The sequence below is a fragment of the Klebsiella sp. CN_Kp097 genome, assembly GCF_040064495.1.
Classification (GTDB): domain Bacteria; phylum Pseudomonadota; class Gammaproteobacteria; order Enterobacterales; family Enterobacteriaceae; genus Klebsiella; species Klebsiella aerogenes.
Map to the genome: position 1 here is coordinate 151921 of NZ_JBEAIL010000006.1, position 12784 is coordinate 164704.

Genomic DNA, 12784 nt, shown 5'->3' on the forward strand with positions numbered 1-12784 from the left:
TTTTCGAATGGACAGAGAAATGCCGGAAAAAGACCTTGCGGTACCTGGCGATGCGACGCTGGGATATACCTTCCAAAATGATTTCCTGGCATTAAGCCGGGCATTTTCCCTGCCGGATATTGATTACCACGATATTTCCCGACGCGAACAGCTCGCCGCGGCGTTGCAACGCTGGCCGCTGTTGGCCGAATTAGCAGAGAAAAAGTAAGGAAGCCGTCGATGGCGATTCTGGGATTACAAGGCATACGCGGCGGCGTAGGCACCACCTCCATTACCGCCGCACTGGCCTGGGCGCTACAGCTGCTCGGCGAAACGGTGCTGGTGGTCGATGCCAGCCCGGACAATATGCTGCGCTTTTTTTTCAACGTTGATTTCGACCATCACAACGGCTGGGCGCGCTCGTTGATTGACGGTCGCGACTGGCGCGACGCCGGACTGCGCTACACCGCGCATATCGATCTTCTGCCGTTTGGCCGCCTGACCCCCGGCGAACGCGAGCACGTTGATAAACTGAGTCCGACCCTGGAACCCATCGCAGCGCAAATCAAATTGCTCGATCAGCAGGGGAGCCACCGCTGGCTGCTGCTTGATATTCCGGAAGGCTACTCTCCGCTTACCCGCGAACTGCTGAGCGTCTGCGATCGTGCGCTGCAGGTTGTGCACCCCGACGGTAACAGTCATATACGTCTGCATCAGCAGGCGCTGCCTGCCAACGCGGATATTTTGATTAACGACCTGCGCGTCGGCAGCCAGCTGCAGGAAGATCTCTATCAACTGTGGCTGGAAAGCCAGCGGCGTATTTTGCCGGTCACGATTCACCGCGATGAAGCGATGGCGGAGTGTCTGGCGGCGAAACAGCCTCTTGGCGAATACCGCCAGGATTCGCTGGCGGCGGAAGAGGTGCTGACGCTGGCCAACTGGTGCCTGCTGCACTATGCCAGGGAGGGGGCGGCATGATCCGCCTGAGTACGTTGCTGCTGGCGCCGCCGGTGGGCGAGCGCTTGAGTGAACGTTATGATGACTATCGTCAGCATGGCGCGTCGGTGCTTTCGGCTTTTCTCGGTTGCCTGTGGGCGTCGCTGGCGTGGGCATTCATGCCGCTTGAGACGCCGCGCTGGCAAGCTATTCGCGAACACCATGGCGACTATTTTCCGCATATTAATCCGCATCGCCCACGCCCGTTAGATCCGCTGCGCTATTTGCTGCAGTCGCTCTGGCTGCTGGCGACCCGGGTGCCGGAAGCGGATAAAAAAATAAACTGGCGCTCGCTGGCGGCGCTGGAAGGGGTTCACGGGCGCTACGCGCAGTGGCTGGAAAAATTACCGGAGAAGGTCAACACCCGTACCGGCCACCTCGATAAGCAAAAAGAGCTTGAACATCTGCATCCGCAGCTGCGGCGGCTGGTGCTTGGCACCATTACCTTCTTCTCGCTGATTCTGGCGCTGTTGTGTATCACCCAGCCGTTTAACCCGCTGTCGCAGTTTATCTTCCTGCTGTTACTGTGGGGCGTCGCGCTGCTGGTGCGGCGTATTCCGGGGCGTTTCTCCGCCCTGATGTTGATCGTGTTGTCATTGACCGTTTCTTGTCGCTATATCTGGTGGCGCTATACCTCCACGCTGAACTGGAACGATCCGGTCAGCCTGGTGTGCGGGCTGATTTTGCTGTTTGCCGAAACCTACGCCTGGATTGTGCTGGTACTGGGCTATTTCCAGGTGGTGTGGCCGCTGAATCGCCAGCCGGTGCCGCTACCGGAAGATATGAACGAATGGCCGACGGTGGATATCTTCGTCCCGACCTACAACGAAGATCTCAGCGTGGTGAAAAATACCATCTACGCTTCGCAGGGTATCGACTGGCCGAAGGATAAGCTCAATATCTGGATCCTTGATGACGGCGGGCGCGAAGAGTTTCGCCAGTTCGCGAAAGATGTCGGCGTACATTACATCGCGCGTACCAGCCACGAACATGCCAAGGCCGGTAATATCAACAATGCGCTGAAGTATGCGAAAGGCGAGTTCGTCTCTATTTTCGACTGTGACCACGTGCCCACCCGCTCGTTTCTGCAGATGACTATGGGGTGGTTCCTGAAGGATAAAAAGCTGGCGATGATGCAGACGCCGCACCACTTCTTCTCGCCGGATCCGTTCGAACGCAACCTGGGCCGTTTTCGTAAAACGCCAAATGAAGGGACGCTGTTTTACGGCCTGGTGCAGGACGGCAACGACATGTGGGATGCGACCTTTTTCTGCGGCTCCTGCGCGGTAATTCGCCGCGGCCCGCTGGATGAAATCGGCGGTATCGCCGTTGAGACGGTCACCGAGGATGCTCACACTTCACTGCGCCTGCATCGTCGTGGCCACACCTCCGCCTATATGCGCATCCCGCAGGCGGCGGGGCTGGCGACGGAAAGCTTGTCGGCGCATATCGGCCAGCGTATTCGCTGGGCGCGCGGGATGGTGCAGATTTTCCGTCTCGACAACCCCTTATTCGGTAAAGGGTTGAAGCTGGCGCAGCGTATCTGCTACGTCAACGCGATGCTGCACTTTTTGTCCGGTATACCGCGGCTTATCTTCCTCACCGCGCCGCTGGCCTTCCTGCTGCTACACGCCTATATCATCTATGCGCCGGCGCTGATGATCGCCTTGTTCGTGCTGCCGCATATGATTCATGCCAGCCTGACCAACTCGAAGATCCAGGGCAAGTACCGCCACTCCTTCTGGAGTGAAATCTACGAAACGGTGTTGGCCTGGTATATCGCGCCGCCGACCTTCGTCGCGCTGATTAACCCGCATAAAGGCAAGTTTAACGTCACCGCCAAAGGCGGACTGGTGAAGGATGAGTATGTCGATTGGGTTATCTCCCGCCCCTATATTTATCTGGTGTTGCTCAATCTGGTGGGCGTGGCGGTCGGCATCTGGCGCTTTATGTACGGGCCCGAAAACGAAATTTTAACCGTCTGGGTCAGTATCATCTGGGTGTTTTATAACTTAATCATCCTCGGCGGCGCCGTGGCGGTGTCGGTGGAGAGCAAACAGGTGCGGCGTTCGCACCGCGTAGAGATGTCGATGCCGGCGGCGATTGCCCGCCCGGATGGCCACCTGTTCTCCTGTACCGTTCATGACTACTCGGACGGCGGCCTGGGGATAAAAATTCACGGTGAAGCGCGGGTACTGGAAGGGCAACACGTGAATCTGCTGCTCAAACGCGGACAGCAAGAATATGACTTCCCGGTACGCGTCGCGCGGGTGAACGGCGGCGAAGTCGGTCTGCAATTGCTGCCGCTGACAAACCAGCAACATATTGATTTTGTGCAGTGTACGTTTGCCCGCGCTGATACGTGGGCGCTTTGGCAGGATAGCTTCCCGGAAGATAAGCCGATGGAAAGCCTGCTGGATATCCTCAAGCTGGGGTTCCGTGGATATCGTCACCTGGCGGAGTTCTCGCCGCCGTCGGTGAAGGTTATTTTCCGCTCGCTCACCTCGCTGGTGGCCTGGATTGTATCGTTTTTACCGCGCCGTCCCGAACGCGCTGCGGCGGTGCTTTCGGCAGAACCGGCAATGGCTCAACAATGATGATAATGCGATGAAAAGAAAACTTTCCTTGATTTGTGCAGTGGCGGTGGGAATGAGCAGTTGGTACCCCTTCGCAACATTTTCGGCTCCGGCGACGTCGCCGGAGGCCGTGGTTGCCGGAGCTCCAGCGACAGCGGGAGCTGTTCAATCAGCGCCGGTCATTAACGATGGCCAGCCAACGGCGACGGTTATCGATCCTGCCGCACCGGTGGTGGTAGCGGACAACATTCCCTCTCGCGATGTGAAGCTGACTTTTGCGCAAATCGCGCCGCCGCCGGGGAGCATGGTGCTGCGCGGTTCGCATCCTGAGGGCGCCGTAGAGTTCGGTATGCGCAGCGATGAGGTGGTCGCCAAAGCGCTGCTCAATCTTGACTACACGCCGTCGCCATCGCTGCTGCCGGTGCAGTCGCAACTGAAGGTTTATCTCAACGACGAGCTGATGGGCGTACTGCCGGTCACCAAAGAGCAACTGGGTAAAAAAGTGAGCGCCCAGATCCCCGTCGATCCGCTGTATATCACCGATTTTAACCGCGTGCGGCTGGAGTTCGTCGGCCACTATCGCGACGTTTGCGAAAACCCGGCGAGCAGTACGTTGTGGCTTGATATCGGTCGTGAGAGCTCGCTGGATTTAACCTATCAGTCGCTGCAGGTCCGTAACGATCTCTCCCACTTCCCGGTGCCGTTCTACGACTCGCGCGACAACCGTCCGCTGACGTTGCCGATGGTTTTTGCTGCTGCGCCTGACGTCATACAACAGCAGGCGGCGGCGATTGTCGCCTCCTGGTTTGGCAGCAAGGCTGGCTGGCGCGGCCAGCAGTTCCCGGTCCACTTCAATGAGATACCGGAACGTAACGCTATCATCTTCGCGACCAACGATAAGCGTCCGGACTTTCTGCGCGACCATCCGCCGGTGAAAGCGCCGACTATCGAAATGGTCAACCACCCGAGCAACCCGTACGTCAAGCTGCTGGTGATCTTCGGTCGCAACGATCAAGACCTGCTGTTGGCGGCCAAGGGCATTGCCCAGGGGAATATTTTGTTCCGCGGCGATAGTGTCGTCGTGGATGGCGTGAAAGAGTTGAAGGCCCGCCAGCCCTATGACGCGCCGAACTGGGTTCGTACCGACAGGCCGGTGACTTTCGGCGAGCTGAAAACCTATGAACAGCAACTGCAATCAAGCGGCCTGGTGCCAGATTCGATTAACGTGGCGCTGAATCTGCCGCCGGATCTGTATCTGCTGCGCGCTAACGGTATCGATATGGACCTGAAGTATCGCTATACCATGCCGCCGATCAAAGATAGCTCGCGGATGGATATCAGCCTAAACGATCAGTTCCTGCAGTCGTTCAGCCTCAATAGCTCGCAGGATGTGAATAAGCTGATTTTACGCCTGCCGGTGCTGCAGGGGTTACTGGACGGCCAGAACCAGGTGACCATACCCGCGCTGCGCCTGGGCGCGATGAACCAGCTGCGCTTCGATTTCCAGTACATGAACCCGATGCCTGGCGGCAACATCGATAACTGCATTACCTTCCAGCCGGTGCAGAATCACGTGGTCATCGGCGATGACTCCACCATCGATTTTTCGAAGTATTACCACTTCCTGGCGATGCTGGATCTGCGCGTCTTCGCCAACGCCGGTTTCCCGTATACCCGCATGGCCGATCTCTCTCAGACGCTAATCGTGGTGCCGAAAACGCCTGATGCGGGCCAGGTGGAGACGCTACTGCAGGCGGTAGGCGGCATCGGCGCGCAGAGCGGGCTGGCGGCTATCAACTTGCAGATGACCGATGACGGCAACCAGATTAAGGGCAAAGATGCCGACCTGATGCTGATTGGCGCTATTCCGCCATCGCTGAAAGACGATAGCAAAATCAATCTGTTGGTTGAGGCGACCAAAAGCTGGGTGAAAACGCCGATGCGTCACTATGACCTGGCCAGCATCTACCCGGACGATGACGCCCGCACGCCGCATACGCGAACCGACATCACCTCTTCCGGGCCAATGGCGGCGATTATCGGCTTCCAGTCGCCATACAACGACCAGCGCAGCGTGATCGCCCTGATGGCCGATAGCCCACGCGGCAACGAGCTGCTTACAAACGCCTTAAATGACAGCGGCAAACGGGCGGCGATGTTCGGTTCGGTGGCGGTGATTCGCGAATCCGGCGTCAATAGTCTGCGGGTTGGCGATATCTATTATGTCGGCCATCTGCCGTGGTTCGAGCGCATCTGGTTTGCGCTCTCCAGCCATCCGATACTGTTGGCGATTCTGGCGGCCGTCAGCATTGTGCTGCTGGCGTGGGTGCTGTGGCGCATGCTGCGTATTCTCAGCCGTCGCCGTCTTGATCCTGATGATGAGTAATTGCTGATGAACGCATTTCGTGGGGTACTTCTCTCGGTATTGATGCTGGCGGCGGGGCAGGTTAGCGCCGCCTGCCAGTGGCCCGCCTGGGAGCAGTTTAAAAAAGCGTATGTCAGTGCCGAAGGGCGGGTCATCGACCCCAGCGATGCGCGCAAAATCACCACCTCCGAAGGGCAAAGCTACGCGCTGTTCTTCGCTCTCGCGGCCAACGATCGCCAGGGCTTCGATAAGCTGTTCCAGTGGACGCAGAACAACCTGGCGCAGGGCGATCTGCGCGCCCATCTGCCGGGATGGCTATGGGGGAAAAAGAGCGAGGATGAATGGACGGTGCTGGACAGCAATTCAGCTGCGGATTCTGATTTGTGGATTGCCTGGGCGCTGCTGGAAGCCGGACGCCTGTGGAAGGTTGATAACTATACTGAGGTAGGAAAAGCGCTGCTGGCGCGGATTGCCGATGAAGAAGTCGCTGATGTTCCGGGGCTCGGGCCGTCGGTACTGCCGGGGAAAGTTGGTTTCGCGGACGACAAGGGCTGGCGCTTTAATCCAAGTTATCTGCCGCCGCAGCTCGCCACCTACTTTACCCGCTTTGGCGCGCCGTGGCCGAAGATCCGCGACAGCAATCTGCGACTGCTGCTGGAAACGGCGCCAAAAGGCTTCTCGCCGGACTGGGTGCGCTATGAGAAAGGTAGCGGCTGGCAGTTGAAAACCGATAAACCGATTATTGGCAGCTATGACGCTATCCGCGTCTATCTGTGGGTCGGCATGCTCAATAACGCCGATAAACAAAAAGCGCCGCTATTGGCGCGTTTCAAACCGATGGCGGTTCAGACGATCAAACAGGGATTACCGCCGGAAAAAACCAATATCGCCAGCGGGAAAACGACTGGCGAGGGGCCGGTTGGCTTCTCCGCCGCCATGCTGCCGTTTTTACAAGATGACGACGCCCGCGCGCTACAACGCCAACGGGTCGCCGATCATTATCCCGACGCGGACGCCTACTACAGCGCGGTGCTGACGCTGTTCGGCCAGGGGTGGGATCAACATCGTTTTCGTTTCGCCGCGGGTGGCGAATTACAACCTGACTGGAACCAGGCATGCGCAAGTTCTCACTAAGCTTCATCACGCTGTCTGTCGGCCTTGGCCTGTTGCCGCTGGCGCAGGCGGAGAATACCCCTGCGCAGCAGCATCTGCTGGAACAAGTGCGTCTTGGCGAGGCCAGCAGTCGTGAGGACCTGGTGCGTCAGTCACTCTATCGGCTGGAACTGATCGACCCGAATAACCCCGATTATCTTGCCGCGCGGACGCGCTATCTTCTGCGCCAGGGCGACACCGCCGGCGCGCAAAAGCAACTCGATCTGCTGGCAAAGCTGGCTCCGGAATCGTCGGCGCTACAAGCGACGCGTAACGAGATGAAGATCAGTACCGGTAGCGGTCGCCAGGCGTTGCAGCAGGCGCGATTGCTCGGCGTTGCCGGGAAAGTCGATGAAGCCGTCGCCGCCTATGAAAAGCTCTTCGGCGGCGTCCCAACGGATACCGAAGCCGCTATCGAATACTGGACGCTGGTGGCGCGATTGCCCGCTCGCCATAGCGAAGGCGTCAGCCAGCTGAAAAAACTTAATGCCACAACCCCGGATAACGTCACGTTATTGACCTCGCTGGCGAAGCTGATGTTTTCAGATAACAAGCCGCAGGAAGGCTTCGCCTATCTGGAACAGATGGCGCGTTCGGCCTCAGGCCGCGGAATTGCGGCTGATATGTGGCTCGGCGAAATTAAAAGTATGCCGGTCAGCAGAGGCAGCGTTCAGGCACTACAGCGATTCCTGCTCCAGTTCCCCGCCGGTTCCGCTGCCGCTAACGCCCGGGTGTTGCTGGCGCAGCAGCAAACTCAACTGCAAGACCCAGCCTTCCTCGCCAAAAGCGAAGGGCTGGCGGCGGTGAAATCCGGGAATGCGGCGCAGGCGGTGGCCGATCTGCAGCAGGCGGTACGCGCCGATGCCCGCGATAGCGATGCCGTCGGCGCGCTGGGCGCCGCCTACTCACAGCGCGGCGATCGGGCGCGGGCGGTGGCGCAGCTTAATAAAGCGATCGCGATGGATCCGAAAAGCCCGAATCGCGATAAGTGGGACAGTTTGCTGAAGACCAACCGCTATTGGTTGTTGATTAAACAGGGCGATAACGCGCTGAAAGCAGGCCAACTGGCGCAGGCGCAAAATGCGTACGCCCAGGCGCAGCGGGTGGATAACACCGACAGCTACGCGGTTCTGGGGTTAGGCGATGTCGCCGCGGCGCGCAAAGATGACGCCGCCGCCGAACGCTACTATCGCCAGGCGTTACGCATGGATCGCGACAATAATCTCGCCGTACGCGGTCTGGCGAATGTTTATCGTCGTGAATCGCCGGAAAAAGCCAGCGCCTATATTGCCAGCCTCCCCGCCAGCCAGCGGCGCAGTATTGATGATATCGAACGCAGTCTTACCAACGATCGGCTGGAAAAACAGGCCGAAGCGCTGGAAAGCCAGGGCAGTTGGGCGCAGGCCGCGGAGGTGCAGCGGCGGCGTCTGGCTCTGGATCCTGAAAGCGTGTGGATAACCTATCGGTTGGCGAAAGATCTGGTCAGCGCCGGCCAGCGGCCGGAAGCGGACGCGCTGATGCGTAACATGGCCAACCGCAAGCCGGGCGATGCCGAACGGGTTTACGCCTACGGCCTCTATTTGTCCGGTAATAATCAGGATGATATGGCGCTGGCGCAAATTAACGCGCTGCCGCGCGGACAGTGGACCGATAATATTCGTGAACTGGAAGGGCGTCTGCAAAGCGACAAAGTGATGCGCGAGGCCAACCAACTTCACGATAGCGGGCAGGAAGCGCAGGCCATTGCCTTGATTAAACAGCAGCCGGAATCGATCCGCTACGATCTGGCGTTGGCGGATTGGGCGCAGCAGCGCGGCGATAGCGCAGAGGCGATAGCCCAGTACCATCGGGTGCTGAGCCAGCAGGCTGATAATGGCGATGCGCGCCTTGGCCTGGCGGAAGTTTATCTTGCCGAGGGTGATAAAAACGCCGCCCGCGCGCAGGTCGCGCAGTTGAAGGATGCGGATACGGAATCGATTAACATGCAACGGCGGGTAGCGCTGGCCCGCGCCGGATTTGACGATACCGCGGGCGCGCAACAAATATTCGACCGCATCGTGCCGCAGGCGAAAAGCCAGCCGCCGTCGATTGAAAGCGCGCTGGTGCTGCGTGATGCCGCGCGCTTCCAGACGCAAACCGATCAACCACAGCAGGCCCTGGAAAGCTATAAAGATGCGATGGTGGCCTCGGGCGTGACCCGCGTTCGCCCGCAGGATAATGACACCTTTACCCGCCTGACCCGCAACGATAGCCAGGATGACTGGCTGAAGCGCGGGATCCGCAGCGACGCCGCCGATCTTTATCGCCAACAGGATCTTAACGTTACCCTTGAGCACGACTATTGGGGATCGAGCGGTACCGGCGGTTATTCAGACCTCAAAGCGCACACCACCATGCTGCAGGTAGACGCGCCGCTGTATGACGGGCGGATGTTCTTCCGTACCGATGTGGTGAATATGAACGCCGGGACATTTTCCACGAATAGCGATGGCGGTTATTCGCCGAGTTGGGGAACCTGTGGTGAAATTAGCTGCTATGGCGGCAGTAAAAATCAGAGCGATGGCGGCGCCAGCGTAGCGGTTGGCTGGAAGAACGACACCTGGAGCGGCGATATCGGCACCACGCCGATGGGCTTTAACGTGGTGGATGTCGTGGGCGGACTGAGTTACAGCGGCGATGCCGGCCCGGTCGGCTATACCGTCAACGTCCACCGGCGACCCATTTCCAGCTCGCTGCTCTCCTTCGGCGGGCAAAAAGATAATCCTAACGACGGCCATACCGGTACTACCTGGGGCGGCGTCCGCGCTGCCGGCGGCGGCATCAGCCTGAGCTACGATAAAGGCGAGGCTAACGGCATCTGGTCATCGCTGGGTGCCGATCAACTCACCGGCAAAAATGTCGAGGACAACTGGCGCGTACGCTGGATGACCGGTTACTACTATAAAGCGATCAATGAAAATAATCGCCGGGTGACCGTCGGCCTGACCAATATGATCTGGCACTACGACAAAGACCTCAGCGGTTACACGCTGGGCCAGGGCGGTTACTACAGCCCGCAGGAGTATCTCTCCTTCTCGGTGCCGGTCATCTGGCGTCAGCGTACCGAAAACTGGTCGTGGGAACTCGGCGGGTCGGTGTCGTGGTCCCATTCGCGCACGCAAACTCAGGCGCGCTATCCGTTGCTGAATTTGATTCCGTCGCAGTATCGCTACGAAGCCAGCCAGCTAAAAGAAGAGGGCGGCAGCAGCCAGGGCTTCGGTTATACCGCACGGGCGCTGGTGGAACGGCGAGTCACCGGCAACTGGTTTGTCGGCGCGGCTGTGGATATTCAGCAGGCGAAAGATTACACCCCGAGCCACGCGCTGCTGTACGTGCGCTATTCAGCTGCCGGTTGGCAGGGCGACATGGATATGCCGCCGCAGCCGTTGGTGCCTTATGCGGATTGGTAGCAGATTAGCCTGATTTCTACGGCTAATCGCCAATCCACCTCGCTGTTCGCGTATACTCGCCGTACCTCGCCCGCCGCTTTCGGGAAGAACCTGTCTTGCGGGCGAGAGCGAACAATTTGCGTATATAATCAGCCTGAAAACGACCGGTATTGATGGATCTCGCCGGATAGTTGTTCAGTTTCAGTGGAGAACACAGTTGCGCGTCAGCCGCTCACTTACAATTAAACAGATGGCGATGGTCGCGAGCGTGTCCATGGCGTTTGTCCTGGTCTTTTGTTCCATTTTGCTGTTTCACTTTGTGCAACAGAGTCGCTATACCACGGCCACGCAATTAGAAAGTATCGCCCGTTCCGTTCGCGAGCCCCTGTCGGCGGCAATTTTGAAAGCCGACATTCCCGAAGCGGAAGCTATTCTGGGCCGCATTCAGCCTGCTGGCATCGTCAGCCGGGCGGATGTGGTACTACCGAATCAATTTCAGGCGCTGCGGATGCGCTTTATTCCCGAACGACCGGTGCCGGTGATGATCACTCGCCTGTTTGAACTGCCGGTACAGATATCCCTGCCGATTTACTCACTCGAGCGTCCGGCTAACCCGCAGCCGCTGGCCTATCTGGTGTTGCAGGCGGATTCCTATCGCATGTATAAATTCGTCATGAGCGCGCTTGCGACGTTAGTGACTACTTACTTACTTTTGGTGCTTATTTTGACGGTGGCGCTAACCTGGTGCATTAACCGGCTGATTGTTCGCCCGCTGCGCGCCATCGCCCGCGAGCTTAACGATATTCCGCCGCAGGAACGGCTCGGACATCAGCTGAGCCTGCCGCGACTGCACCAGGATGATGAAATCGGCATGCTGGTGCGTTGCTACAATCGCAACCAGCAGTCTTTGCTGCGTCAGCATGATGAGCTATCGTTGCAATCGACCCGTTTCCCGGTGTCTGAGCTCCCCAACAAAGCCTTTTTGATGGCGATGCTGGAGCAGACCACAACCCGTCCGCAACCCTCGGCGCTGCTGGTGGTAGCCTGTGAGACCTTGCAAGATGCCGCAGGCGTCCTGAAAGAGAGCCAGCGCGAGATGCTGCTCCTGACGCTGGTTGAGAAGCTGAAAGCGGTTATCCCACCCAATATGGTGCTGACGCAGGTGAGCGGTTACGATTTCGCTATTTTTGCCCCCGGACTCAGCAAGCCGTGGGAAGCGGTGTCGTTAAGTAAGCAAGTGCTTACTTCCATTAGCGAGCGATTGCCGCTGCACGGTGTCCAGCTGCGGCCCTGCGCCAGTGTCGGTATCGCGATGTTTAATAGCGAACTGAGCGCCGAACAGTTTTATCGTCGGGCGGTTTCCGCCGCGGTGACGGCGCGGCGCAAGGGCAAAAATCAGATCGAGTTCTTTGACCCCGAGCAGATGGAAAAAGCCCAGCGTCGGTTAATGGAAGAGCACGACATCCTCACCGCGCTCGAGAATCAGCAGTTCGCCATCTGGTTTCAACCGCAGGTGGATATTGCCAGCGGTGATATTTGCGGTGCGGAAGTTCTGCTGCGCCAGCGACAGGCCGATGGCGGTTGGTCGCTGCCGTGCGATCTGATTGAGCGTATTGAAAACTGCGGGCTGATGGTGCCGGTAGGCTATTGGGTGATGGAAGAAGCCTGCCGCCAGCTGGCAGCCTGGCAGCAGCAGGGGATCATGCTGCCGTTGTCGGTGAATGTCTCGTTACTGCAGTTGCTGCATCCTGACCGCGGCGTTGAGCTGCAGGCACTCATTGAACGCTATCGTATCGCCCCGGGCACCCTGGTGCTGGAGGTGACGGAAAGCTGCCGTCTCGACGATCCGCAGGCGGTGATTGACCTGCTGCGCCCGCTGCGCGACGCCGGCACGCGTATTGCGCTGGATGATTTCGGCATGGGTTATGCCGGGTTGCGCCAGTTGCAACATATGAAATCGCTGCCGGTTGATATCCTGAAAATCGACAAGGCGTTTATTGATATGTTGCCGGATGATACCAGTATGGTCCCGGCGATAATTCAGCTCGCACGCGGGCTCAAGCTGCGGATCGTTGCTGAGGGCGTTGAAAAAGAAGAACAGCTGACATGGTTGCAAGCGGCTGGCGTGGATGTCGCTCAGGGTTACCTGTTTGGTTGCGCCTTGCCGCTGGAAAGCTTTATGCAGCGCTTCCTGCAGGCCGATAAGGACGATGCAAGTTTGTAACATTTTTATTTGTTTGTGCGAGTCAGCTCAAATATTTTAACAATTCCGTTGCAACTTCGCGCTT

At 58.3% G+C, this 12784-nt stretch carries 7 protein-coding genes; all 7 read left to right on the forward strand.

Annotation, left to right across the window (positions count from 1 at the left end; all coding sequences use genetic code 11):
* Positions 1-19: 19 nt before the first annotated feature.
* The 7 genes from bcsR to hmsP all read left to right on the forward strand — a co-directional run bounded on the left by bcsR (position 20) and on the right by hmsP (position 12720).
* On the forward strand, positions 20-208 hold the full coding sequence (gene bcsR, locus ABLV07_RS09275; RefSeq protein WP_032713103.1) for a cellulose biosynthesis protein BcsR: 189 nt from the start codon (positions 20-22) through the stop codon (positions 206-208).
* Between the two features lie 11 nt (positions 209-219).
* Positions 220-957, forward strand: coding sequence for a cellulose biosynthesis protein BcsQ (gene bcsQ / locus ABLV07_RS09280; RefSeq protein WP_015369238.1), 738 nt, complete (start codon positions 220-222; stop codon positions 955-957).
* On the forward strand, positions 954-3572 hold the full coding sequence (bcsA, locus tag ABLV07_RS09285) for a UDP-forming cellulose synthase catalytic subunit (protein ID WP_015369239.1): 2619 nt from the start codon (positions 954-956) through the stop codon (positions 3570-3572). Before bcsQ ends, bcsA begins: the two co-directional genes overlap by 4 nt.
* A gap of 10 nt (positions 3573-3582) precedes the next feature.
* Positions 3583-5937 (forward strand): cellulose biosynthesis cyclic di-GMP-binding regulatory protein BcsB, encoded by a 2355-nt coding sequence (bcsB, locus tag ABLV07_RS09290; protein ID WP_348853501.1) that lies wholly within the window; start codon positions 3583-3585, stop codon positions 5935-5937.
* A 6-nt stretch (positions 5938-5943) separates the two neighbouring features.
* Positions 5944-7050, forward strand: a complete 1107-nt coding sequence (gene bcsZ / locus ABLV07_RS09295; protein WP_015369241.1) for a cellulose synthase complex periplasmic endoglucanase BcsZ — start codon at positions 5944-5946, stop codon at positions 7048-7050.
* Entirely contained in the window at positions 7032-10517 is a 3486-nt protein-coding gene (gene bcsC / locus ABLV07_RS09300; protein WP_348853502.1) for a cellulose synthase complex outer membrane protein BcsC, read from the forward strand. The genes bcsZ and bcsC overlap by 19 nt, the downstream gene beginning before the upstream one ends.
* Before the next feature lie 196 nt (positions 10518-10713).
* A complete protein-coding gene (gene hmsP, locus ABLV07_RS09305) occupies positions 10714-12720 on the forward strand; it encodes a biofilm formation regulator HmsP (RefSeq protein ID WP_032713109.1) in 2007 nt (668 codons plus the stop codon).
* Positions 12721-12784 lie beyond the last annotated feature (64 nt).

What these genes read in the sequence shown, in the direction of transcription:
- bcsR (WP_032713103.1), top strand. Translation starts at nt 20, where the DNA reads ATGCCGGAAAAAGACCTTGCGGTACCTGGCGATGCGACGCTGGGATAT.
- bcsQ (WP_015369238.1), top strand. Translation starts at nt 220, where the DNA reads ATGGCGATTCTGGGATTACAAGGCATACGCGGCGGCGTAGGCACCACC.
- bcsA (WP_015369239.1), top strand. Translation starts at nt 954, where the DNA reads ATGATCCGCCTGAGTACGTTGCTGCTGGCGCCGCCGGTGGGCGAGCGC.
- bcsB (WP_348853501.1), top strand. Translation starts at nt 3,583, where the DNA reads ATGAAAAGAAAACTTTCCTTGATTTGTGCAGTGGCGGTGGGAATGAGC.
- bcsZ (WP_015369241.1), top strand. Translation starts at nt 5,944, where the DNA reads ATGAACGCATTTCGTGGGGTACTTCTCTCGGTATTGATGCTGGCGGCG.
- bcsC (WP_348853502.1), top strand. Translation starts at nt 7,032, where the DNA reads ATGCGCAAGTTCTCACTAAGCTTCATCACGCTGTCTGTCGGCCTTGGC.